Source organism: Candidatus Nitrospira neomarina (assembly GCF_032051675.1).
GTDB classification, from domain to species: Bacteria; Nitrospirota; Nitrospiria; order Nitrospirales; family UBA8639; genus Nitrospira_E; species Nitrospira_E neomarina.
Map to the genome: position 1 here is coordinate 292,048 of NZ_CP116968.1, position 24,300 is coordinate 316,347.

A 24,300-nucleotide genomic window follows, 5' to 3' on the forward strand; every position below is an offset into this window, starting at 1 on the left:
CGCAAAAGTCCGGATGTTCACGCTTGTCAGCGGCCCATTCTCTCCTTACCTCGAATCAGCTCTTGTTGAAACGGTCCAGCAGATCAAAGCGGCCGATTCCCGTGCGCCGCTGGCCATTCTGGTGCCTTCGGATTCATTGCGAAGGAGACTCCAGTGGTTATTATGCGCCGAGCATTCCTGTGCGCTCTTCGATCTCCATGTTCTGACGTTCCATCAGTTCGCTCTCCATCTTCATGCCGAGCAAGCAGCATTGGGTTCACTGGAAACGAAGGTGTCTTCGGTCGAACTTGTCGGCGACTTTTTCTATGAATATCTTCTAGCCGTAATTTTTGAAAAGAGTGGGCAAACTGTCGGACCCTTTGCCGATCTTCAAAGTTCATCAGGTCTCAGGCAGGCCGTGTGGCGGAGCATTCGGGATTTGCTTGAAGCGCAAGTTGAGCCACGCCTGGCTCTCCGTGCGGTGGAAGAGGGGCTGTTCGATGAGATTGCAGTCACTCGCCTAGCGGGCTTACTGAAACTTCAGGAGGCCATCGTGAATGTGAGCCGACAACTAGGGGTGGGATTGCCTGAAGATTTGGCCAATTCCGTGATTCCCTGGGTTGGGGCGTCACCGTTTGTTGCCAAATTCCCGACGATCATCTATTACGGTTTTTACGACATCACGCAAGTTCAGCTTTCGCTGTTAGAGGAAGTGGCTCGTACGAATTCCGTGAAGGTGTTCTTTCCCCTGACTGATCAACCTGCCTATCAATTTGCGCAACGATTTCTCGATCGACATTTATTAAAAGCCGGAGTGGTGTATCAACCTCATCAGGTTGGGCACAAAGCGTTGGAATTAGGGAATCCGACGGTATCATCCCCCTCCGTGCAGGTGGTAAACGTGATCGGGGGTCAAGGGGAGCTGGTTTTTACCTGCAAAGCCATTCTGCATGCGGTGGAAACGACAGGGCACACGTTTCATGAGATTGGGGTGGTGGCCAGAACTCTCGAGCCATATGGGCTCTTTCTGCGGCGGGTGTTTGCGGAGCATCGAATTCCCTTTTGCACCACAGCGACCTTGCCTCTGTTGGAAGAACCGTACGCTAAGCTTTGGTGGCAGCTTGCCGGCTTGAGGGAAGAGCGGTACCCCTGGCAGGCACTGCTGAATGTCGTGACCTCTCCTTATTATCGAAACCCGTCGGTCAACGGATGTTCCACTCATGCACAAAAGCCAATCTGGAGCCAGGCCATTCGTCATTGGCGTCTTATGCAAGGTCGGGATGATTGGGAACGTCTTGCAGCGGTGGCGAAAGACCCGGAAGCAATTGCTGCCTGGCAGCAGAAGATCGGAATGCCTCTGGAAGAGGCCTCTTTCGCTATACAAGAGTGCGCGGACGTCGTGGGCCGACTGGTGGCCGATTGTCAGGCTCTTCCGGAATCAGGCTCGATTGGTGAGCTAACCCTCGCCTTTGAAGCACTCGTGAATACGCATCTTTCCTTGCTTCAAGAAGAGACATCTTCTCACATGGAAGAGCGGGATCAGGCGCATCGGGCAAGTCTTGCACAAGCCTTTGAACAGGTCATGACGCAGTTAAAGCAACTGGATCGGGTCGGTTCTCAAGTAACCTGGGGTGCATGGGTGGAGGTGTGTCGAGGAGCCCTGGAAGGAACAAGAATGCCTATTCCTGGGCAAAGCCCCTTAGGCGTGCAGGTATTCGATGCTATGGCGGCGCGAGGCCAATCCTTTAAAACCGTGTTTATTCTTGGAATGAATGATCAGGTTTTTCCACGAGTGGTTCGGGAGGATGCATTTTTACGTGACGGGGATCGAAGGGTGTTGGCGGAAAGCCTTGGATATAAAATTGATGAAAAAATGCATGGGTTTGATGAAGAGGCTTTGTTGTTTGCGTTGCTTCGGCACTCAGCCAGTGACCGGGTGTATCTCGTCTATCAACGTGCCGATCACAAGGGGCGTCCGCTGTTGCCGTCTCCTCTCCTAACGGAATACGTGAGAGATGTCCCGGGCTGTTCTGAAGAGGTGATGAGTGTGCCATTGCGTGTGGCTGAGCGGGTGAGGCTCCCATACTTTTCCCCTGGTGAAGAGACCGGACAGGAAACGCGCCTGCGGTATCTGCTTCAGGGGCGGGCGATCCAAACAGCTTCTTTGGAGCCATCGTTCTGGTGGATATTGTTTCGCCATGGATTCAGGTCCGTGGCTGCTCTTGAAAAAACGTCCACAGGGGCAGGATCGCATGATGGAATGATGGCCGTCGAAGGGGCCCATTGGCAGGAGCTCTTGTCCCGGGGGTTGTCACCGACAGCGTTGGAACGCTATGCCCAATGTCCTTGCCGGTATTGGATGGAACATGCCCTGCATACACGGAATGTTCGAGAGCCTATTTCGCGGGAAATGCCAAGCCGGGTTTGGGGAGAGTTGGGGCATACCATTCTTCGACACGTCTATCGCTATCTCATCGATCATCAATGGCCGGTCTGTCCAATAGAGTCCGTTTATCTCTCTTCCTTGATTGCTTCGACCATTGATCAGGTATGCGATACATATGCGACGCACTATGGCAAAGGGTATGTGGTCCTGTGGGAAAGAATGAAAACGCAATTAGGTGCCGTGGTAGTTGCGATGATCGAGCATGATCAACAGGAGTACGTCGATCAGGCTATGGTGCCGGTGGATTGTGAGATAGGGGCCGAGGGAGAAATTGGAAGCGGGGTGCCGGGAGACTCGACCTTGCTGAAGATTCATGGACGAATGGATCGCGTGGACCGGCAGTCGGATGGCCTAAGGACTCGTATTGTGGATTATAAATTTTCTGGTGGTTTGGCGACTCGAACAGACCACCCCGATCTCGTCAATGAAGCCCTGCGTGGTCGACGGTTACAACCTCCTTTATATTCACTGATGTCTTCCTTGAGCCTGGCCGGCCATTCCGGAGAACATTCCAAAGAAATGATGTCGCCACATCCTGCGATGCATTCCGTGGAATTCCGGTTTATCCGTCCATTGCATCCTGCTCCTCTCACCTTCTCATCGTTTCCCAGTTCGATCTGGGCAACGCAAACGGGTGACCAATTATTGCGGACCATTCGTCGTTGGATCGAAGGCATCCGCACAGGGCAGTTCTTTATTCTACCTGGTTCCTATTGTCGTGACTGTGCGTGGTCGGTGGCCTGTCGGTTTCAGCATCATCCCTCGTGGGTGAGGGCGTATGGAATTCCCTTGGCGAAGGAATTTCGGCAAGGGCGAAAGCAACGGGCCACCCATGAGTAATCTCGAACGTCTTCCCGATGCCGATGCGCGACTGATGGCGGAAACCACGTTTGATCGTAATGTCGTTGTGCTGGCCGGGGCCGGTACGGGTAAAACAACGCTGTTGGTGAATCGATTGGTTCATGCGCTTCTGAGGGAACCACACCCGTTACGCGTGACCGACATGTTGGCTCTGACCTTCACGAATAAAGCGGCTAATGAAATGAAATCGCGGCTCCGCGACCGGTTGCATGCGTTGCTGGCTGCTTGTGAGGCGGAAGCCGGAAGTGAAGATTCCGATGGCACAGGCCTGGAGGAGATCAAACAACGCTATCATGTGTCCACGGCGCATGTGAGAGGGAAAATTCAGGTCGCCTTGCGTGATCTGGAGAAATCGCAAATTGCCACGCTCCATAGTTTTGCCGCTCATGTTCTTCGTCTGTATCCCCTAGAAGCCAGGGTCGATCCTCATTTCCATGAGGATGAAGGGATGCAATTTCTTGAGACATTTCAACATGCGTGGGATGCCTGGTTGGAACAGGAATTAGGTAGGCAAGGTTCGGCGCATGCCCAGTGGCAGGACCTGCTCAATCACATGGGTTTGCATGAAATTCGATCCTTTGCCTTTTCGCTCTGCCAGGATCAGATTTCTATTCCTGAATTAGATCAACAAGTGTGTGCCGAAGGTTCCTCTCCGGCCTTTCTGAAGTGGCTACAGAGTAAACAGCATCAGGTCCGATCATTGCTATCAAAATACGATCGCGCCAAACCTCGAAAAGTTGAGAAGCTCTTATCTCTTGCTGAACGCGTATTTGATCGGGTGGCCGATGGGGAACCACCAATGGACTGTCATTTATCTGACGAGGAGAAAGACCTGGTTGATAGCACCATTGGCAAGGCCCCGGGAGAGTGGGATGCGTCGGATTTTCAAGATGCCAGGCGGGCGATTCAAGCTGCGCAACAGCTGTTGCAGGTCAATGAAGTCCTGTTGGGAAAGGTCCTTCATGTGCTTGGGCCATTTGTCGAACGAGTTCGCCAGGATTTTTCGGCGAAGGGATGGATTCGATTTGATGGGCTCTTGATCCTGGTCAGAGATCTCTTACGGGATCATCCCATGGTCAGAGAACAATTGAAGGGGACCTATGCGGCCATAATGGTTGATGAATTTCAGGATACTGATCCGGTTCAATATGAAATTTTACTTTATCTAGGTGAATGCACAAATGAGTGCGGGAGGTATTGGCGGGATATCCGGCTTATGCCGGGGAAGCTGTTTATTGTGGGTGATCCCAAACAATCGATCTATGCCTTCCGGCGAGCTGATATCGAGGCGTTTGATCAGGTCGTGGAGAAAGTGACGCAGGATGGAGGGATCGTATGTACTCTTCTGACCAATTTTCGTAGTGATGGGACCATTCTTGAAGCCGTCAATGCGGTGTTTGATCGGTTATTCATTCCTCAAGCCAATGTCCAACCCCCCAATGTCCCCCTGGCGGTTGGACGGATGCGAGAGCCGGGCTCCGGCTCGACAGGAATGGAGATCTGTGTCATGGCCAATCCTCAAGGGGAGGACGAATGGGATGCTGAGGGGGCCACACGGGTGGAAGCCGAATGGTTAGCGGGGTGGATTGAGGAACAATTGCTGCCGGGAAGTCAGTGGATCATGGAGAAGGGAGGGAGAACCTCCTTGCGTCCCGGGCATATCGCGGTGTTGTTAAGAAAATTTACCAATGCGCAGGTGTATCTCGAAGCGTTGCAGCGCCACAATATTCCCTGCATGGCCGATGGTGAGCGGCATTTTTACCGGCGTCAGGAAGTGATTGATGTGGTGAATGTGCTTCGCGTCCTGGATGACCCCACCGATGCTCTGGCCCTTGTGGGCATTCTCCGTTCTTCATTAGGCGGGCTGACGGATCGGGAGATTATGGATGTGATGAAGCTTGGCCCGTTGGATATCCGGCAGGCTCAGAGACTTGATACATGGGAGAGTGCCCGAAAGGCAGTCATTCAAGGCCTTTTTCAGCGGCTGGCCTGGCTTCATGCCCAGGCAAATCGACTCCCTCTCCCGGAATTGCTTGATCATTTGTTTCAGCAACTTCCTCTCGTGGAATTGGCCGCCGCCTCGAGCCATGGTGAGCAGGCGGTGGTGAATGTCTGGAAGCTTCGCGACCTTATGAGTGAACAGGCGGCCATCCCTTCTCTATCGTTTTCTGCCTGGGTGGAACGATTGGCCGATTCCCTTATGACCCATCCTTCAGAGCCGGAGGCCCCTTTGGCCGAAGAGACGTTAGACGCCGTCCGTGTCCTAACGATTCATAAGGCCAAGGGGCTCGAATTTCCCGTGGTGCTGTTACCCGGGTTGCATCAGAAGGCTACGGGACTGGATCGCGGGGCACAGATTACATTTGACTGGATTAGCGGCTTATACGGTTGTACGTTGCCACCTGTATGGAATGCAGGCCAGGTGCCTCTGTGGGAAAAGCAACGGATCCGGGAAGCTGCCGAACAGCGACGTCTGCTCTATGTGGGAATGACCAGGGCCAGGGAGCGGTTAATTTTATCAGGGGGCATACTCCCGAAAGTGGGGGGGGAGAGCCTGTTGAGTCTTATTCAGGGGATTGTTGAAGGAGAGTTCGGGAATCCGGAACTGGATATTGTGCGAGTGGGAGGAGTCTCCATTCCTCACACCGTCGTGACGCCCGCGGTGTTAAAATCCTGGAACCCCCCACAGCACCATTCTGATCCTGAAGGTAGCGGTGAGGTGATGATCTCCACGCCACAGTGGGACACACGTGAAATGAGATGGCAACAGACCAATCAGGCGGAGGCGTACGTCAATCCCTCCATGCTGCATCAGGCGAAATCGGCCCAGGAGCCGGAAAAGAGGGGGCAAGGTTCACGTGGGACCGGGCAGCGCCTTGGGATTTTGATGCATCGGGTGCTTCAACGGTGGAATTTTCAGAGTGAACCTGGAAGGGTACAAAGTGCGCTTGTCGATTTTTGCGAACGCCAGTTACCAGGCCGGTCAGGGTTGGACAAGAGTGAGGTAGTCAAAGAACTTGAAACGCTCTTTGATCACTTTCTCGGTTCACCGGGCTATCGGGAATTGCAGAGGGCAACTATTCTTGGTCGGGAGGTTCCATTTACGATGCCATGGCCTGTCGGGCAACATGAGTCTTCCTTGCCACGGACCTGCGTGATGGAAGGGGTGATGGATGTGGTCTATGAAATCGATGGCGACGTATGGGTTGGCGATTATAAAACGGATCGCGTATCCTCTCGCATGGTGGAGCAGCGCGCGGAGACTTACCGGGCACAAGCGCAGGCCTATGCGCGGGCCGCACGCCAATGCTTGGGTCCTGCGGTCAAAGGGTGTAAACTCTTTTTTCTTCGTCTCGGTGAAGTGGTCACGGTGACTGTAGGAACCGAGGAAACGATGTTTCAACACGAACAATAAATGACAAGAAGGAGGGAGCGATGAGGAATTGGAGGATGAAGGTATGCGTTGGGGTCTATTTCGTCATGATGGCGGCAGGAGGGTGCGCATCGGACAAACCCGCGCCGTTGACAGCCTTGGCCCCTCCTTCAAATGTGGATACCCAGGTGCTGCAGGTGATGACCGAAGGCAAGCGCTTATTTGACGAAGGCCGGTGGGAAGCGGCACGTCAACAATTTCAGGTTGCCGTCCAACAACAAGCCGATCTGGCGGAAGCCCACTATAATCTCGCGTTGTGCATGGACAAAATGGGCGATCAAGCCGGCGCAAAGAAACATTTCATTGAGGCTGCCAACCTTGCTCCCGGTCATAAGGTCATTTGGAATTCCCCGCCGCTTCGACGGTATGGCAATGTTCCCGATGCCCCTGCGCAAGCTACCTCGGCTCCGGTCATGCCGGGATTCGGTGGGGGAGCGACTCCGGGCGGCGGGGGTAGGGGGTTTTAAGCTGCTTGATCGGGATTTCTGGGAATCTGATAAGCATGCGTGAAGTGGGGGAGGGTTATGCTTGTTTGTAGCCCCGGACAATCATGAAGACGCCGACCGCAACCATCGGGATACAGAGTAACTGGCCCATCGTAATCCACTGGAAAATAAACCCTAAATGACTATCCGGTTCACGGAAAAATTCTACAATAAATCGAGCTACTCCATATCCGCAGATGAAGGTCCAAAACATGGTTCCCGGTGGAGTTGACCGGCGGTTGATGACCCATAAAAGAACAAAGAGTGCAACGCCTTCCAGGCCTGCCTCATAGAGTTGCGAAGGGTGTCGGCACTCCGGGCCACCATGGGGGAATACCATGCACCATTCGACGTCGGTCGGCCGCCCGAATAATTCTCCGTTGATAAAATTCCCCATCCGTCCAAAGCCCAACCCGATTGGAGCCGCTCCTGCGGCTAAGTCGGCGATGGGCCAAACAGGAAACCCGCGGGTTTTGCAAAAGATCCAGATCGCGATACATGTGCCGATCAGCCCGCCGTGAAATGACATTCCCCCTTCCCATACCGCAAAAATTTTGAGGGGATGGTCCAGATAAAAGGGAAGGTTATAAAACAACACATATCCCAAGCGCCCCCCGAGAAAGACGCCAAAGGCGGCATAAACAATAAGATCGGATAATTGTTGTGGTGGGAGAGAGACATTCCTTGTGGCGGCCCTGGACTTGATCAGCCAATAGGCTCCTGCCAAACCCAGGAGGTACATAAGACCATACCATCGAAGTGCCAGGGGCCCGATACGAAAGAAGACCGGATCAATGTCCGGATAGGGGAGCCGCGCAAGATCCGCCAAAATGGAGACAGGATCGAGGGCCATCATCCGGTAATGTGCTTCACTTTACGACCGAGGTGCCCGGAAGACGTTTGTGGTCCATCTAAAGGGGAACCCTCATTTGGGAACCAAATGGGAAGATGGCGTACCGCATGCTTCATCATGGGCGAGCCAGTTGGGAAAACCTCGTTCTTCTTGGAAAGTGGCAAAATGTCTATCGGCAAGGGTTTGTGGAGCAGAATAGGGTTGCCTTACACTAACAGGGACGGGTCCGGTCACATTGTTCGGAAGACTTCACATCATCTTCCTACCATAAATGCGGATGAAAGAAAAGGCGTGTTGGCTGTAATCGGAAGTCGGTATCTTGACGAGAGGCATAGACATCATGGCTGAAATGGGATCATTGTCTCGTTCGAATGGTGCAGAAATCATTCTGGATTGCATTAGTGACGGAGTGATTACGATTGACCTGCAGAAACGTGTGACCTTTTTAAACCGGGCGATGCAGAAGATGCTGGGCTACAACGTCGATGCGGCGGGGACACTTTTGGCCTGCGATGTCCTGATCCAAAGCAATATCTGCTCGACTAAGGAATGTGTTTTGGAGCGGGCGCTTCAGGGGGAGCGGGTGTCGAATTTTGAAGCGATGGTTCGTCGACGTGATGGCGTACATATTCCGGTGAGCATCAATACCGACTTTTTATTGGACAAGGAAGGCAAGCTGATCGGGTTAATCGAAGTTATCCGTGATATCTCGCTGGTTCGCGAGTTGAGTGCCAAGGTGGAAGAAGTGTCGGAGCTCAAGCATCGGCTGGGAGAGCAGACTAAGCTGGATAATATGGTAGGTCGATGTCCTCGCATGCAGGACATCATGGCGAAATTGCCGATCATTGCCGCTTCGAAATCCTCCGTTCTCATCACCGGAGAAAGTGGAACGGGCAAGGAATTAATTGCCTGTGCGTTACACGCCCACAGCCCGAGAAAGGATGCCCCTTTCGTCGTGGTGAATTGCTCAAGTCTATCTGAGGGTATTCTGGAGAGTGAAATATTCGGTCATGTCAAAGGGGCATTTACCAATGCGTATTTTGATAAACCGGGCCGGTTTGAAATTGCGAATGGTGGGACGATCTTTCTTGATGAAATCGGGGAGATGAGTGTCGCCACCCAGGTGAAATTATTGGGAGTGCTTGAGCGGGGACAGTTTGAGCGGGTTGGGTCCAATGATACGGTTTCGGTGGATGTGAGGGTGGTCGCGGCCACGAATCGGAATTTGGAAGAAGCCGTTCAACAAGGACGGTTTCGGGAAGATTTGTATTTTCGTATACGAGTGATTCCGGTTGTGCTGCCCCCCCTACGGGAGCGAACGGGAGATATTCCCCTGCTCGTGAATCACTTTCTCGAAAAATTTAATCGCGAAATGGGCAAGCATATTGTCAGCTTGTCTCCGCAATGTTTAGCGGCACTCAGCCGGTATCCATTTCCCGGCAATATCAGGGAACTGCAGAATATGATTGAGCATGCCTTTGTGTGCTGTGAGGAGGATACGATTCAATTTGAGCATCTTCCAGCCGACCTCCATCGGTACTGTTGGGAGCATCGGGAATGGACCGACTCTGAATCACTGGAGGCCCTGGAACGACAAGCCATTTGCCGGGCGTTAGAAAAGTCGGGTTGGCGGCTGAAGGAAGCTTCTCAACAGTTAGGGATTGGTCGATCGACCTTATGGCGGAAGGTCAAACTATTTGGAATAACTCAAACAACTTAAAAGCGTTTCATTTTGGGCTACATTGTTACCTAATTGTGCTATTTGCATTAAAATGATATATTTTCAATATCTTATGTATCTTTAATTCATGATATCTAATTTAATTGGTTTCATTTTGAAACATTTGCGGAGGGTGCTTTATATTAATTCCTTATTTATCAGGTGCTTGTGCGAGATTTATTACGGCATATGGATTGCTTTTCATAGACAATTAGATACGCATTGATTTTATTATTTTTTTCCCGGGAGAAGGAGTGCTTGATATGGATTGTCCGCGTTGTCAGGGAATCATGATTCAAGATAAGTTTGGTGATGTGGCTGATGAATCCGGGGCCATATATTTTTCGGGTTGGCGGTGTATTACCTGTGGGGAAATTTTGGATCCGGTGATTTCTGAAAATCGCCGGCACCATCATGAACCCCTCATCGGTCGATCGCGTAAAAAGTTTGCCACGCAACTAGGGTAGGTGTTGCTGCCCGTCGTTCTGCTTTTCGTACCCCCTATCCCAATTGTGAAGGTGTGGTGAGAGACCCGAAATCCTCTTCAGTCCATGAGGGTTTCGGGTTTTCTTTGATTCATGGTCTAATGTTATGGTGAGGAGAGGTACTGGTATCGCGTCGCATATGTGAAATTTATTATGAGTGTCTGTGACATAAGGAGATTATTGAATGGCTGCAGAACAAAACCCGGCCGGTCCCGCGACCCCACCCAATCAACCTGAAGGCAATCCATTGCCGGGCGTGAAACACATCATCGCAGTGAGCAGTGGCAAAGGCGGAGTCGGCAAATCCACGGTCACCGTGAACTTGGCGGTCGCGCTTAAGCAACAAGGTTATGCGGTAGGATTAATGGATGCGGATGTGTATGGACCGAATATTCCTCTGATGATTGGGGTATCCAAAGAGCCGGGAAAGGATGGGGACAAAATTCTGCCCGCCGAGGGACAGGGAGTGAAAGTCATTTCTATGGGATTTTTCGTGCCGGAAGACACACCGGTGGTGTGGCGGGGACCCATGGTCCATTCGGCGATCCAGCAATTTTTTCGTGATGTGGTCTGGGGGGAACTCGATTATTTACTGATCGATTTACCGCCCGGGACGGGAGATGTGCCCTTGACGTTGTCGCAATTAGTGCCGTTGACCGGAGCGATTACCGTGACCACTCCGCAGGAAGTGGCTCTACAGGATGTGAGAAAAGGCATGACGATGTTCAAAAAGGTGAATGTCCCGTTGCTCGGGGTGATTGAAAATATGAGTTATTTTGTCTGCGGGCATTGTCACGAACGGACAGAAATTTTTTCGACAGGCGGTGGGGAACGTGCCGCTCAGAAATTTGAGATTCCATTTTTGGGACGAATTCCGATTGATCCGGCCATCCGCGAGGGGGGAGATAAGGGTACTCCAATTGTCAGCAATGATCCCTCGTCGCCCCAGGCCCAGGCCTTTCTTCAGATTGCAAAAACCCTGACGGACAATGTTGACCAGGCGGAAAAAGGTAACGGGGACGCTGCGCCCTCCGTATCCAGTTTACTCAAAAAAATTACCGATCCTTTGAAGAAAACTTAAATAAAAGCATATTCATGTTGAGGAGAACCTATGTCGGAGTTAGTGTGTATCGCGAAAATCGATGAAGTGGAAGAGGGAAAGGGAATGGTGGTGGAAGCCGGTGAGAAATGCTTGGCCGTCTTTAAACTGGATGGAGCCTTTCATGTTATCGATAATACCTGTCTCCATAGAGGCGGTCCTTTAGGTGAGGGAGATGTCGAAGGGGAAACGGTGTCCTGCCCCTGGCATGGGTGGGAGTACAATGTGAAAACCGGACATTGTCTGACGAATCCCTCCAGTCATGTGAGATCCTACCCGACCGTGGTTGAAGATGGAGAAGTGAAAGTCGATCTGTCCTAGGCATAGAAAAGGCCATCTTATAGTCGGCACGGTGACCATGAGCGGCTAAATGGCGGGAAACTTGCGGGTTGTAGTGAGGCCTCATGCGCCCACATCTCCATCATGTGTTGCATTCTCCTCATGAATCAATACGATCTTTTTTCATGCCTTCCTGGCCCGGTCAGATCCACTCATCCGAACGTCTGGTCCTGACCACCATTTCGTATTTCTTCCCCTTTCCCATGTTAGATTTTAGAAAGCACTTTTCACCTCCGGTGTCATGATTTTTGGTTTACAATCAATCAGGCATAGCATCCCCTTTGGGTTCTTGATAACATTGAGTCATTACACTGTGTTGTGTTGATGTAGACTTCTATGTTTGTCAAACGTCTTTTGCTGTTCATCCCGCTGACCCTGATTATTTTTCTGGTTCAATCCTATTTTTGGGTCCCAACCTATGAGCACCAGGCCGCCGGTAATCCGGATCGCTTAGTGACATACATTGAGGCTTCCAGTGGGGATGCCAAGATTCTCAATCCCATCCTTAATGCAGATTCAGCTAGCTCCAATATTGTGAGCCACGTGTTTGAGGGGCTGCTGGATTTAGATGAAGACTTGAAGCTTCGAAGCCGGTTGGCCACCGATTGGCAGATCACCGAACGGGCCTATGTGCTGGTCAACCCGTATCACCGTTTTCCGGATGGAACGGAAGTAACAGGGGATAGGCTCTTTCGGAAGATTCATGAGGCTTGGAAGGCTGGAACCATTGAGGGGTTGCAAGAGAGGGTGGAATCCATTGAATTATTACCTTCCAGCCAACGATTGGAATCCATCTCACTCCTGCTGCCCAATGCGGAAGGCAAGCCTCAGCTCGAAGACATATCCGTGACCATTGACGTACCGGAGCGAGTGGCGTTGACGCTCTCGGAGGTGGACCAGGATTTATTCGACCGCTTAAAGGCGGTTATCGGTGAGCGGTACTTTGAGCACTTCCCTTATGACGAACTGATTCATCCTCAAGAACCGGTTCCTAAAGAATTGGAAGAACCCCTCCGTGCGAAATTCCCGGATATCCTTCCCGTTGGCGAGCATAATCCCACCATTCTGTTCCATCTTCGTCAGGGGGTGCAATTCCATGATGGGCATGTGTTCGATGCCGGAGATGTCAAGTTTACCTATGAAGCCATCATGAATCCCAAAAATTTGTCTCCACGGACTCCGGACTTCGAGCCAATTAAAACGGTAGAGACCGTGGATCCTTATACGGTCAAAATTATTTACAAACGGCTCTACTCCCCGGCCATCAATGCGTGGACAATGGGGATCCTTCCCGAGCATCTTCTCAATGAGGGGGCTTTAACCCGGGAGAAGCAGGAGCGTGGATTGTCGGAGGAGGCTCAAAAGACATTCGGGATGCGAGAGAGCCGCTTTAATCGGCATCCGATCGGCAGCGGGCGTTTTCAGTTTGTCGAATGGCAGGGAGATGAATTTATTCATCTTCGACGGTATGAGGACTATTGGGAACGCTTGGCTGAATACCATGAATATTATATGCGTATCATTCCCGAACTGTTTACGCAGGAGGTAGAGTTTCGCACAGGCGCGGTCGATTTCTATGCCGCTCAGCCCCATCAGGTTGACCGGTATAAAAGTGATCCGACCTACCAGTGGTTTAGCAGTCCGACGTTCGCATACACCTACATCGGGTACAATAATCGAAAACCGCTCTTTACGGAGCCGAAGATTAGAGCGGCGCTGGGGATGGCGGTGAATGTTGATGAAATTATTCAGTATCTCGTGTATGGAGAGGGCCAACGGACCACCGGCCCCTATCCCAAAAACACAGAATGGTATGATCAATCCATTCAACCCTTACCCTACGACCCTCAAGGTGCCCTCGCCATCCTGGAAAGTGCCGGATGGAAAATGAACAAGGACGGTTGGCTCGAAAAAGATGGGAAAATTTTTGAATTTAATCTCATCACCAACAACGGAAATCCCATCAGAAAAAATCTCATGACCATCGCGCAGAACGCCTGGAAAAAAATCGGCGTCAAAGTCAACACTCAGGTATTTGAATGGGCGGTGTTTCTGGGTGATTTTGTGAATACCGGTGACTTTGATGCGGTCGTGTTGGGATGGAGTATGGGCATTGATCCCGATCTCTATCAGATCTGGCATTCCAGCCAGGCCGGCCCCCAGCAGCTGAATTTTGTGGGATTCGACAATTCCCAGGCGGACGAACTGATTGTGCGGATCCGCCAGGAATACAATCGTGATCGCCAGAAAGAATTGACGCACCAACTCCATCAGTTGATTCATCAGGAGCAACCCTATACGTTCCTGTATGCGCCGCTCAGTACACGAGTCCTGGACAAAAAAATCGTGCTGGTGGAAAAGGGGCCGGACGGGAAAGAAAAGTATGAAAAAATCTATCCCACCAAAAGTGGCGACATTACGTTTTATTTCCATAAATGGCGGAAGCTCGAATCCACGCCGAAATTTTCACTTGATGGGTAACGACCCCATATTCTGACGGCTGGTCACTATGTGGAATTTTATTGTCCGTAATGTAGCGCAACGGCTGGTGCTGCTGATCATTGTGTCCTTTCTGGCGCACTCGTTTATTCATCTGGCGCCAGGGGAGCCCAGCGAGGTGGATCCCATGAATCCCCGGATGAAACCGGAAGATATCGCCAAGATTCGGGCCGCCTTTCATCTGGACGATCCGCTGTATGTGCAATATGCCTATTGGATTCGCGACCTGTTCACCGGGGAATTGAAATCGTTCAAGGACAGTCAGCCCGTCCTTCCGAAAATCTGGGACCGGTTTTTAAATTCACTGCCCTTATTTATTATGGGTACCATTTTGGTGTGGACGTGGGCCTTTCCTACCGGGATTTATGGGGCGGTCCATCGAGGAAAGGGGTATGACCGGATAACCATATTTTTGTCCTATGCCCTCATTTCAGTTCCAGGGTTTTTCCTGTCGTTTTTAGCCATCTTATGGGTGGTGGGGTGGCTGGGAGTTCCGGTTATCAGTATTAAAACCTTCGGAATGGAACATGCTCAGCCTGTCTATCAGATGATGGACCGCGTCTGGCATTTAGTCATCCCGTCCATCATGACCGCGATTGGCGGCATAGCCATCTTATCCCGTTATGTCAGGTCCCAAATGCTGGAAGTGTTGGGTCAGGACTATGTCCGGACCGCCCGGGCGAAAGGGCTTGAGGAAGATACCGTGATTTATGGCCATGCGTTGGGGAATGCTCTGTTGCCCTTTGTGACCATGTTCGGCCTTCTGCTCCCGGGATTGATCGGCGCGTCCGTCATCTTTGAACAGATATTCGCCTGGCCGGGCTTAGGGCGTTTAGGGTATGAAGCGATCCTTTCACGGGACTTTCCAATTATTATGACACTGAATTTTATCGCCGCAGTGTTGACCCTCTTGGGCACCTTACTTTCGGATATTTTATATGCGGTCGTGGATCCGAGGATCCGTTTGCATTAGTTGAATGAAGTGACAAAGCCATGAATCAATCGAAGGCGGGAGTTCCACTCAGCGTAGGGCAGGTCAATCTGGACACGGAAGGCCTGCCTCCGCCGGAGACGCCGTGGGAAGAATTCCTTCGGATTTTTAAAAAAGACTACCAGGCCGTGTTTGGATTCTGGGTGCTGGTGTTTTTATTAATCACGGCCTTGGCCGGTAAAGTCTTCACGGAATGGTGGATCTTGTTTGACCCGGAAGTGGTTCGGCTCACGGACAAATTTCTTCCTCCCTTTTCTCAGCCCTCTCCCGACAGTCTTCCACAGGATCAGCCGTTTCTGGGATTCTATCTTATGGGGACCGACGAATTGGGACGGGATGTGTTCGCCAGAATGTTTCAAGGCTCTTTTGTGTCGTTATCCATTGGATTTGTGGCAGTCGCCATTATGCTGGGTATTGGTATCTTATTAGGAGGGCTCTCTGGTTTTTACGGGCACGTGAAATTATGGTTTATCACAGTGGATACCCTGATCATGCGATTTACGGATGCGATGCTGTGTTTTCCAGTATTTTTTCTCATTTTGACAGCCGTTGCCCTTTTCCCTCCAAGTATTTATAACATCATGATCATCATCGGATTGTTCAGCTGGATGGGAACCGCCCGTTTTGTCCGGGCTGAATTATTGGCCATTCGAGAGCAGGATTATGTGACAGCTGCCAAAGCCCTGGGCATACCAGAAGGGCGGATTATTTTTCGTCATATGGTGCCGAATGCTCTGGCACCCGTGTTTGTCTCCGCCACCATCGGCGTCGCTTCCGCTATCTTAGCCGAATCGGGGTTGAGTTTTTTGGGTTTCGGCGTGCCTCCTCCTGACGCCACCTGGGGCAATATCCTTTCGGATGGCAAAGGATTCGTATTTGATGCGCCCTGGTTATTTTTTATTCCCGGGATGGCGATCTTCATTGTGGTGCTGGCCTTTAATCTTGTGGGAGAAGGCTTGCGTGAAGCATTAAACCCGAAACTGCGAAGCCGGTAGATGGAATCTCGCGTCCACCCACTCTTACAGGTATCCAACCTCCGTACCTCATTCTTTACCGACAAAGGAGAAATCAAAGCCGTCGATGATGTGAGCTTTTCCATTCGAGGCGGGCAGACGCTGGCCTTAGTGGGAGAGTCCGGTTGTGGAAAATCCGTGGCGGCACTATCGATTATGCGACTCATCTCTTCTCCGGGGCGTGTGATTGGTGGCACGATTCATTTCAAAGGTCAAAACCTGTTGGAACTGCCTGAAAAGGAAATGCGGAAAATTCGGGGGAAATCCATCGGGATGGTCTTTCAGGAACCGATGACCTCGCTCAACCCGGTGATGTCGGTCGGTAATCAAATCGGCGAGGTGTTAAAAATCCACACGACACTCTCGGATCGTGAAATCCGGAAAGAAGTCATCGGATTGTTGGAAAAGGTTCGCATTTCAGCTCCTGAGCGCCGTATCGATCAATATCCCCATGAAATGTCAGGCGGGATGAAACAACGTGTCATGATTGCCATGGCCCTGGCATGTAATCCCGACCTGTTGATTGCGGACGAACCCACGACGGCTCTGGATGTGACCATCCAGGCACAAATCCTCGACCTGTTGGCTGCGCTCCAGAAGGATATGGGTATGGCCATTCTCCTGATTACGCATAATTTGGGGGTCGTGGCCCAGTTTTCCAAGGATGTCATCGTCATGTACGCGAGTAAAATCGCCGAACGGGCGCCGGTTAAAGAATTATTTCGCAATCCCAGTCATCCGTATACCAGCGCGCTTTTAAATTCACTGCCCCGGCCGGGAGAACGGCAGGTTCGATTGGAAGCGATTCCCGGAACCGTTCCTTCTCCCTTACAGTATCCACCCGGTTGCCATTTTTCTTCACGGTGTCCGGAAGTGATGGAGCATTGTCCCATTCAACATCCTCCGACCATTCAGGTAGGAGAATCCCATGAAACTGTGTGCTGGTTATATGACGATCACAAGGCATCAGGCAAAAAACTGAGGCCTCGTGAGAGTCAGTCAGGAGAATCGTAAGACTTCGGAAGAATTCGCCGTTCAGCATGAATGACTCCACCACACCATTAGTCGATGTCCGGGGATTAAAAAAATATTTTCCCGTTCGAAGCGGTCTGTTCTCAAAGGTTACGGCCTGGGTGAAAGCCGTCGACGATGTGTCGTTCCACCTTGGTCATGGAGAAACCCTGGGGTTGGTAGGGGAGTCCGGCTGCGGGAAAACCACTGTGGGCCGGTCCATTCTCAGATTGATGGAACCCACAGCAGGATCCGTAACGTTCGAAGGTAAGAATGTCCTGGCCTTATCATCGAAAGAGTTGCGGCAGACACGTCGTCGAATGCAGGTTATTTTCCAGGATCCTTATAGCAGCCTCAATCCCCGCATGACCATCGGGTCCATCGTCTCAGAGCCGTTGAAGATTCACAAGATTGCCAAAGGGAAAGAATTGCAGGACCAGGTTGATCAATTATTCAAGCGGGTGGGTTTGCGGCCGGAGCATCAATCACGATATCCACATGAATTTTCGGGTGGTCAGCGCCAGCGAGTGGGCATTGCCCGTGCCTTGGCCCTCAATCCGAAGTTTATTGTGTGTGATGAAGCCGTATCTGCGTTGGATGTGTCCATCCAAGCGCAAATTCTGAATCTCCTGCGCGATCTGCAGCAGGAGTTTCATCTGTCCTATCTTTTTATCACACACGATTTGAACGTCGTGCAATATCTTGCCGACCGCATCGCGGTCATGTACCTGGGGAAACTGGCTGAAGTGGCTTCGGCCAAGGATTTATTCAACGATCCAAAACATCCGTATACTCAGGCCCTGCTCTCCGCCAATCCGGTTCCCGACCCGACGGCCCCGTCCAAGCGAATCATCATTCCCGGCGATGTTCCCTCGCCGCTCAATCCGCCCAGCGGATGCCGGTTTCATACACGTTGCCCGCACGTCATGGACGTTTGCAAGACGGTGGAACCCCACCTGACCCAGATCGGCCCTCCCGAAAAAGGCCAACAAGTCTGGTGCCATCTGTATCCTTAATCAGGCACCGGCTCAGTAGTTTCCAGTCTACTCAACCTCCCGATGTGTGAAAATTTATACTTCAACACTCCGACATTGAACCCATACGTGATGACTCATTGAAGCCTTCTCCAAGTTGTCATCCTGAGCTCATAGCGAAGGATCTGTGCCCAGGTAAAGCAGCCAGGATTATCTTTTTCATCATTCCCGACATTTTTATCGGGAATCTATCTGGGTTTTGGGGGGATGGATCCCAATTACCAACCGGCGGGGATGACAACACCGAGAGGATGTCAGCCTATAACGCCGGCATGACACCTGATGTTCATTGGGCTTAGACACAATGTTATCTGACAATGTGTGGTAACGGATGCACGCGGTGTGACAATGTGGGATGAGCCTCCCGCCATCCGCTGCCCCAGGGACTCATCATTCTCAGCTAACATGAAACTATGCCGTTCCGTATAGCACGCCGCCGCTGCGCAGTTGTTGATAGCGTTGACAATGCCAAAAATCAATACGACAATCAGACAGAAATTTGCAGGTCGGGACCTGCAAGCAATGCGGATCCATATACTCAATAGTTTGACGGACAAAGAAGAGCTATGGCAGACGACCAGCAGCAGCGTGACAGGCTTCTCACGCTTGGTTTCGTAGGTCCAATTAAACGTTCCACATTTCAGCTCCATGTACCAGACCTCGAAGCCGAGGCCCTTAACGATGTTTTCCATTGGTCATCGGCCACCCGCTTCCAGGCCGACCGCCTGAGGAATGACGTAGCCGAGGAACTCGCCACCCTTGGTCGGAAACGGCGGCATGCTGCGCGCCGTATGTTCACTCTTACTTCCACTGATGAGCATCTATTTTTAGTTGCAGGGGCTAACCTTCGTCGCGTTCTTATTAAGGTCCCCAGACACCTGCGAAAGCGGTTATGCGTCACCAAGGATTTCTATCGTGTCGTGGTGCTTCTTAGAAATATCTACGAGCACTGGAATGAATTAAGACCTCATATTCGGGCTGGCACCAACGACAGCAAGGGCACTATTGCTAAGCTGCGCAAGGAGTTTCCGGCGGCGGAACCCTGGTCCTTCACCATTGATCGTGACCAGAACGAGATCATTCTTGCGAATGTCGTTAACCTCCGCTCCTTCACCCATGACCTGAGACGACTCGAATCGCGTGTACTCCGTATTGAGCGTTCCCGTGGTCGCGCCTCGACCACTATGACCTCCCAGAAACCTTTTTAGGGCACAGAGGGATGAGTAAATCGCCTAAAAACTTGATCCGACTGCTCGGCATCGGCCACTCAGTCGCAGACTTAATAAATGGAAGGGAATGATGAGATGAAAAAAGTCATTTTAACTACTTTTTGGGTCATCTTCTTTACGGGAACCGCGTTAGCACAATCAGTGGAAAGTCAAATTCGAGAGTTCGCCATACGGGAACATCCTAACGACCCGAGCATGCAACAATTTACCTATGAAAGGCAGTTTGCGGCATACAGATTTATGCTTTCGGTCGAGGATGGGGATGTGAAACAAATAGCCATTCAAGAATATCCTAGTGATTATGCAATGCAAAAGTATACCTTCTCCAAACAGCTTTCGGCCAAGCATTATATGGAAGCCGTTACTGATCAGGAGGTGAAACAAATTGCCATTCGGGAATACCCGAATGATTACGCGATGCAAAAGTATACTTTCGACAAACAGCTTTCGGCCAAGCGCTATATGGATAATGTTATTAAATAAGAAATGAAGAGATCGCCTTGAAATATTGGAAAATGCTAATTCTGCGAATGGTTTCATTGAATGCTTGAACGGTTAATCTATAATGTTTTCATGGATTAAATATAAATTTCTTGTTCTCTGTTTATAACCTCTTTATCCGATATAATTAAATAGTTGAGAAAAGATTTGGACATCCTCCATTGAATAACTCTTACACTATTGGCACGCTTCTGCTGGACCGTCTGTACAAGCTGGGTCTGCATCATATTTTCGGCATTCCCGGCGATTATGTGCTGACACTTTTTAAGCTCATTGAAGAATCGCCTATCCGGCATATTGGAACGACGCGGGAAGATTGTGCGGGCTTTGCAGCGGATGCCTATGCACGTATACATGGGATTGGCGGCGCATGTGTGACCTATTGCGTCGGTGGTTTGAATATGGTCAATGCCGTTGCCTGTGCGTATGCCGAGCGGTCGCCGGTGGTGTTGATCTCCGGCTCACCCGGGTTGAATGAACGAGTCAATAATCCCTTCCTGCATCACATGGTCCGTGATTTCTCGACCCAGCGTGATGTCTTTGAAAAGATTACCGTGGCTTCCGTCGTGTTGGATGACCCCCATACTGCCGAACGGGAGATTGACCGGGCCTTGAAGGCGTTAATGCAATTCAAGCGACCCATCTATTTGGAGATTCCACGAGACCTCGTGATGACTCCCGTGCAGGTGGCCTCAACAACACCACCGACAGTCACGACCTGCCAGAGTGATCAAGCGGCGCTCAAAGAAGCCGTTGCAGAAGTTCGCGGCATTCTGTCCGGTTCCGAACGTCCGGTTATTCTGGCCGGCGCTGAAATCCATCGATTCGGCCTTCAGGACCAATTGACTGAACTGGTCGAACATATGAATGTGCCTATCGCCACCACCTTGCTGGGAAAGTCCGTCCTTCGCGAAGACCATCCATTGAATATCGGGGTGTATGGTGGACTGGTGGGGCGGGAAGAAATTCTCGAGTTCGTGGAAAATGCCGACTGTTTGCTGACCTTAGGAACACTGCTCACCGATGTTGAGGACGTCAAAGCGCATGCCACGCTTCTGGCGGCAGGCCGGACCGTTCATGCGACGGCGGACTCCATTGCTATCAAGCATCATAAATATGATGATGTCCGTTTTGAAGATTTTATCCAAGCCCTGGTGGCCTCCCCCTTGCCGTCATTTCCTGCACGAGCGCTCCCGCCACGCGATAGCGTTCGTTTTGATCCACCTGGTCCGGAAGCGGCAGTGACCCTTCGCAATGTGTTCGGATATTTGGATGGGCTGTTAAATGAAAAGACGGTGGTGATTGCCGATGTCGGGGAGTCGCTGTTTGCCGCTGCGGATCTGCGTGTACGAAAAAGTGCGGAGTTCCTGTCTCCGGCCTATTACACCTCCATGGGTTTTAGTGTTCCGGCCGCTCTCGGTGCGGGGTTTGCTGATCCCGGACTGAGGCCACTTGTGTTAGTAGGTGACGGCGCATTTCAAATGACCGGTACCGAATTGTCCACCTGCATTCGCTACGGGCAGGCCCCCATTGTGGTGGTGCTGAATAACCGCGGCTATGGGACGGAACGGGAAATTCTCGAAGGTCCGTTCAATGACATCCATGAATGGCAGTACGAGAAGATTTGTGATGTGTTGGGCGGAGGCGTGGGGCATCGAGTGGGCACCTTCGGGCAGTTAGTCCAAGCGTTGAGTATTGCCGTTGATGACCAGAAGCAGGTCCATGTGCTGAATGTCCTGCTTGATTCTCGTGACCGATCCACCGCCATGAAACGCGTTGCCCAGCGATTGGCGAAACGGATGACGGGAAAAAAGCTTTGATTTTCTCTGGATTCTGAGCCCTGCCTTATCATTACGAGCTGTTTAAACTCCTTTCATTCTTCGCTTTCACGATAATCATCAAAACCCCTTGTCCTGATTGGTTGCGGGCTTGATTCATGCGCCCGTATAATGGTCTGGTTTGAGACAATTTTTTCCTTTCAGCCAGGATAGGACCCTTCATATGAGTACCGAGACCGTCGAAAAAGATTCCAAAAACTACCCGCTTTTGCGGAATTTGCAATATTCCCCGCTGAAGCAGGGGGAAGAGCAATACATTGTGTTGTGGGACCCTTCCGGCCTGTCTTCTGAAAAGCTGGTATTGCCTCTGAATTTTTTCTATCTGTTTCAATTTTTTGATGGAGAACATTCCCTGGAACAGGTTGGTGCCGAGTATCTCAAGAAGTATGGCGAATTTATGATGCCGGATCGCCTTACAAAATTGGTGAGCGATCTGGACGAAAAATTGTTTTTGGAAGGGGACCGACTGAAGCAGGTGCAAGCGCAAGCCTTTGAGGCCTATAGAAAGCTTGACTCAAGGCCGATGGCGTTCGCAGGGCAGCAATATGAATCCGATCCGGCCAAATTACGAGTGCAAATCGATGGGTTTTATTCCTCCAAAGAAGGTCCGGAAAAAGGGAAAGCGGAATGTGCCGGTCAGACGATTAAAGGTCTTGTCGCCCCGAATTTTGAATTAAAAGATGCCGGGCCTATTTACGCCTGGGGTTATCAAGAGTTACGGGAAGGCCAGGTCCCGGATGTGTTGGTGTTGATCGGCACCTGCCATGCCGGTCTCGAAGGGGGAATTGCCTTTACGGATAAAGATTTTGACACGCCGTTTGGGACCGTGCCGGTTAACCGTGCGATTATCGACTTAATCCGCAAAGAAACCGGTGAAACTTTTTTTGTGGAGGATATTGCCCATCTTCGAGAGCATAGTCTGGAATTGCAACTGCCATTTCTTAAGCATGCGCTGGGTGAAGGGCGGGAGATTTCCATTGTACCGATTCTCGTGGATTTTCCTCCTGAGACATTGACGGGTGGGGAGTATCAACAGCTCTTTCACCGCATTGATCAATTTCTCACGATTACTAAACGTGCGATCCAGGCCAGCGGGCAGCAGGTCTGTGTCATTGGCAGCGCCAATTTGGCGCATATCGGGATTCGCTATGGAGATAAAACTCCTCCCACTGATTTTTCATTTCACCGATGTATGCAAATTGATTTGGAAATGTTGAAGAAGGTGGAAGAAGCGGACCCGGAAGGGTTCGCAGAATTTATCTTGAAGGAGGGGAATCAGCGGCGCATTCTAGGATTTGGGGTTATTTTTTCCCTGATGAAACTGCTCAAGCGCGACGGGGAGGATTTCAAGGGGCAGGTGCTACGCTATGATCGGGGTATTACCGACCAGTTTAATTCGACGGTGACGTACGCCAGTATCGTGTTTGTCTAAGACCCGCATCTCCTTTACAGGCCCTACGGCTGGATTACCAAGGCATGAGGCCAAACATCATTACTTTGGTTCATCAAACGGCGGCCAAAGGGGCAAATCCGTCCATGTTCTCGTAAACTATGGCCCGGATGGAGATCATCCAAGTCAAATTCACAGGCCTCACAACCTAACCAGCCCTTTCGTTGTCGTCGCTCTGCCTTCGTGGTAGCATCTCAGTACGGATTGGAATCGTACCCTCAGTATCCTCTCTTGAGATCAGAGGAGGAGGTCTTTATGCTCAACCGTTATTTCGCCCGATCACCTCTCTGGCTGACCGTAATCATGTTGGTCCCCGTAGCAGGCTGGGGAGCTGACTTTCCAAACGGACGTATCGAAATCAACGGTAACTATCGTTACGCCCAGCACCATTCAGAGACACTTGCTGAAGCAAAATCGCTTGCCTGTCGTGAAGCTTGGCGACTGGCTGTTCTGAACTCGTCGCTCTATCGCGAACAGACCGTATCCGTGATTGACTCTCCACTTCTCCGAGATCTGGCCTATACCCTTGCCTCACGCTTTGTGCAAGACCAGCAAATAGTCGAGCAGACTGAACCGAAGCGCATTGTCTCATGCGGCGTCCGAGGCTTTCTCCCCCTTGAAGAAAGCAGACGCGTGATCCGGACACAACTAAGTGGGGACCCACCATCCTCGGATGCGTTCGATCAGAATCGCGCGTTGCGGATTCTCAGTGTGCGCGAGGAAGGTAGTGGCAGCCTCATCGTGCAATATCAGGCGTTGAAGCGCCTAGATTGGTTGGGCACACACTACCAGGGAGGACTCAGAGAAACAGCCGACATCATGGTGGCCTTTTATGACCACCAGGACTTTTTGATTAAGACCGACCGATACCCGGCCAGAAAGACCCCGTCCGGGGATGACACCATGAACCCCTCTGCTGTGGGTGTGCTAAAAGTCGTTAAGCCCCCGGAAGCCAAGATCTATCGCGTTTGGCTGGTGAAGTAGGCAAGAAAGTCACCCTTCGAGAGAAGCAGGAGTGGTCCCTTATCATATGC

General features: G+C 51.2%; 18 protein-coding genes. 17 read left to right on the plus strand and 1 reads right to left on the minus strand.

The features are described 5' to 3' along the window. Positions 1–13: 13 nt before the first annotated feature. The 3 genes from PQG83_RS01340 to PQG83_RS01350 are packed head-to-tail and all read left to right on the plus strand — an operon-like array spanning position 14 to position 7,186. Positions 14–3,265: a PD-(D/E)XK nuclease family protein gene (locus tag PQG83_RS01340; RefSeq protein WP_312745889.1), complete on the plus strand. Its 3,252-nt coding sequence runs from the start codon at positions 14–16 to the stop codon at positions 3,263–3,265. Beyond that, positions 3,258–6,701 (plus strand): UvrD-helicase domain-containing protein, encoded by a 3,444-nt coding sequence (locus tag PQG83_RS01345; RefSeq protein ID WP_312745891.1) that lies wholly within the window; start codon positions 3,258–3,260, stop codon positions 6,699–6,701. Before PQG83_RS01340 ends, PQG83_RS01345 begins: the two co-directional genes overlap by 8 nt. A gap of 35 nt (positions 6,702–6,736) precedes the next feature. Then, complete coding sequence (locus PQG83_RS01350; RefSeq protein WP_312745893.1) at positions 6,737–7,186, plus strand: tetratricopeptide repeat protein; 450 nt, start codon at positions 6,737–6,739, stop codon at positions 7,184–7,186. Between the two features lie 55 nt (positions 7,187–7,241). Here PQG83_RS01350 and lgt read toward each other — a convergent pair whose 3' ends face one another. Further along, positions 7,242–8,057, minus strand: a complete 816-nt coding sequence (lgt, locus tag PQG83_RS01355) for a prolipoprotein diacylglyceryl transferase (RefSeq protein ID WP_376753624.1) — start codon at positions 8,055–8,057, stop codon at positions 7,242–7,244. A gap of 340 nt (positions 8,058–8,397) precedes the next feature. Here lgt and PQG83_RS01360 point away from each other — a divergent pair, with 340 nt between their 5' ends. From PQG83_RS01360 to PQG83_RS01425, 14 genes are all read left to right on the plus strand, one after another. Continuing rightward, entirely contained in the window at positions 8,398–9,777 is a 1,380-nt protein-coding gene (locus tag PQG83_RS01360) for a sigma-54 interaction domain-containing protein (protein WP_312745897.1), read from the plus strand. 263 nt (positions 9,778–10,040) lie between these two features. Continuing rightward, positions 10,041–10,244, plus strand: a complete 204-nt coding sequence (locus tag PQG83_RS01365; protein ID WP_312640032.1) for a hypothetical protein — start codon at positions 10,041–10,043, stop codon at positions 10,242–10,244. A 202-nt stretch (positions 10,245–10,446) separates the two neighbouring features. Beyond that, positions 10,447–11,343 carry an Mrp/NBP35 family ATP-binding protein gene (locus PQG83_RS01370; RefSeq protein ID WP_312745901.1) on the plus strand — a complete coding sequence of 299 codons (897 nt, stop codon included), beginning with the start codon at positions 10,447–10,449 and terminating at the stop codon, positions 11,341–11,343. Between the two features lie 30 nt (positions 11,344–11,373). Beyond that, positions 11,374–11,682 (plus strand): Rieske (2Fe-2S) protein, encoded by a 309-nt coding sequence (locus tag PQG83_RS01375; protein WP_312745902.1) that lies wholly within the window; start codon positions 11,374–11,376, stop codon positions 11,680–11,682. 354 nt (positions 11,683–12,036) lie between these two features. Next, positions 12,037–14,181, plus strand: a complete 2,145-nt coding sequence (locus PQG83_RS01380) for an ABC transporter substrate-binding protein (protein ID WP_312745905.1) — start codon at positions 12,037–12,039, stop codon at positions 14,179–14,181. 28 nt (positions 14,182–14,209) lie between these two features. Then, complete coding sequence (locus PQG83_RS01385; RefSeq protein WP_312745906.1) at positions 14,210–15,172, plus strand: ABC transporter permease; 963 nt, start codon at positions 14,210–14,212, stop codon at positions 15,170–15,172. Positions 15,173–15,192: 20 nt separating this feature from the next. Continuing rightward, positions 15,193–16,185, plus strand: coding sequence for an ABC transporter permease (locus PQG83_RS01390; RefSeq protein WP_312745908.1), 993 nt, complete (start codon positions 15,193–15,195; stop codon positions 16,183–16,185). Next, positions 16,186–17,217, plus strand: coding sequence for an ABC transporter ATP-binding protein (locus PQG83_RS01395; protein WP_312745910.1), 1,032 nt, complete (start codon positions 16,186–16,188; stop codon positions 17,215–17,217). Positions 17,218–17,243: 26 nt separating this feature from the next. Further along, positions 17,244–18,230 (plus strand): ABC transporter ATP-binding protein, encoded by a 987-nt coding sequence (locus PQG83_RS01400; protein WP_312745912.1) that lies wholly within the window; start codon positions 17,244–17,246, stop codon positions 18,228–18,230. A gap of 584 nt (positions 18,231–18,814) precedes the next feature. Beyond that, the gene (locus PQG83_RS01405; RefSeq protein ID WP_312745915.1) at positions 18,815–19,456 is read left to right on the plus strand and encodes a hypothetical protein; all 642 of its coding nucleotides are present in this window, start codon (positions 18,815–18,817) and stop codon (positions 19,454–19,456) included. A gap of 96 nt (positions 19,457–19,552) precedes the next feature. Then, positions 19,553–19,960 carry a hypothetical protein gene (locus tag PQG83_RS01410; protein ID WP_312745918.1) on the plus strand — a complete coding sequence of 136 codons (408 nt, stop codon included), beginning with the start codon at positions 19,553–19,555 and terminating at the stop codon, positions 19,958–19,960. A gap of 179 nt (positions 19,961–20,139) precedes the next feature. Next, positions 20,140–21,798 carry an alpha-keto acid decarboxylase family protein gene (locus PQG83_RS01415; RefSeq protein ID WP_312745920.1) on the plus strand — a complete coding sequence of 553 codons (1,659 nt, stop codon included), beginning with the start codon at positions 20,140–20,142 and terminating at the stop codon, positions 21,796–21,798. Positions 21,799–21,979: 181 nt separating this feature from the next. Continuing rightward, positions 21,980–23,248 (plus strand): AmmeMemoRadiSam system protein B, encoded by a 1,269-nt coding sequence (gene amrB, locus PQG83_RS01420; RefSeq protein WP_312745922.1) that lies wholly within the window; start codon positions 21,980–21,982, stop codon positions 23,246–23,248. A 273-nt stretch (positions 23,249–23,521) separates the two neighbouring features. Then, on the plus strand, positions 23,522–24,250 hold the full coding sequence (locus PQG83_RS01425; RefSeq protein WP_312745924.1) for a hypothetical protein: 729 nt from the start codon (positions 23,522–23,524) through the stop codon (positions 24,248–24,250). The last annotated feature ends 50 nt before the right edge of the window (positions 24,251–24,300 follow it).

What these genes read in the sequence shown, in the direction of transcription:
- PQG83_RS01340 (WP_312745889.1), top strand. Translation starts at nt 14, where the DNA reads ATGTTCACGCTTGTCAGCGGCCCATTCTCTCCTTACCTCGAATCAGCT.
- PQG83_RS01390 (WP_312745908.1), top strand. Translation starts at nt 15,193, where the DNA reads ATGAATCAATCGAAGGCGGGAGTTCCACTCAGCGTAGGGCAGGTCAAT.
- PQG83_RS01350 (WP_312745893.1), top strand. Translation starts at nt 6,737, where the DNA reads ATGAAGGTATGCGTTGGGGTCTATTTCGTCATGATGGCGGCAGGAGGG.
- PQG83_RS01410 (WP_312745918.1), top strand. Translation starts at nt 19,553, where the DNA reads ATGAAAAAAGTCATTTTAACTACTTTTTGGGTCATCTTCTTTACGGGA.
- PQG83_RS01375 (WP_312745902.1), top strand. Translation starts at nt 11,374, where the DNA reads ATGTCGGAGTTAGTGTGTATCGCGAAAATCGATGAAGTGGAAGAGGGA.
- PQG83_RS01385 (WP_312745906.1), top strand. Translation starts at nt 14,210, where the DNA reads ATGTGGAATTTTATTGTCCGTAATGTAGCGCAACGGCTGGTGCTGCTG.
- PQG83_RS01425 (WP_312745924.1), top strand. Translation starts at nt 23,522, where the DNA reads ATGCTCAACCGTTATTTCGCCCGATCACCTCTCTGGCTGACCGTAATC.
- PQG83_RS01400 (WP_312745912.1), top strand. Translation starts at nt 17,244, where the DNA reads ATGAATGACTCCACCACACCATTAGTCGATGTCCGGGGATTAAAAAAA.
- PQG83_RS01365 (WP_312640032.1), top strand. Translation starts at nt 10,041, where the DNA reads ATGGATTGTCCGCGTTGTCAGGGAATCATGATTCAAGATAAGTTTGGT.
- amrB (WP_312745922.1), top strand. Translation starts at nt 21,980, where the DNA reads ATGAGTACCGAGACCGTCGAAAAAGATTCCAAAAACTACCCGCTTTTG.
- PQG83_RS01345 (WP_312745891.1), top strand. Translation starts at nt 3,258, where the DNA reads ATGAGTAATCTCGAACGTCTTCCCGATGCCGATGCGCGACTGATGGCG.
- PQG83_RS01370 (WP_312745901.1), top strand. Translation starts at nt 10,447, where the DNA reads ATGGCTGCAGAACAAAACCCGGCCGGTCCCGCGACCCCACCCAATCAA.
- lgt (WP_376753624.1), bottom strand. Translation starts at nt 8,057, where the DNA reads ATGGCCCTCGATCCTGTCTCCATTTTGGCGGATCTTGCGCGGCTCCCC.
- PQG83_RS01380 (WP_312745905.1), top strand. Translation starts at nt 12,037, where the DNA reads ATGTTTGTCAAACGTCTTTTGCTGTTCATCCCGCTGACCCTGATTATT.
- PQG83_RS01360 (WP_312745897.1), top strand. Translation starts at nt 8,398, where the DNA reads ATGGCTGAAATGGGATCATTGTCTCGTTCGAATGGTGCAGAAATCATT.
- PQG83_RS01395 (WP_312745910.1), top strand. Translation starts at nt 16,186, where the DNA reads ATGGAATCTCGCGTCCACCCACTCTTACAGGTATCCAACCTCCGTACC.
- PQG83_RS01405 (WP_312745915.1), top strand. Translation starts at nt 18,815, where the DNA reads ATGGCAGACGACCAGCAGCAGCGTGACAGGCTTCTCACGCTTGGTTTC.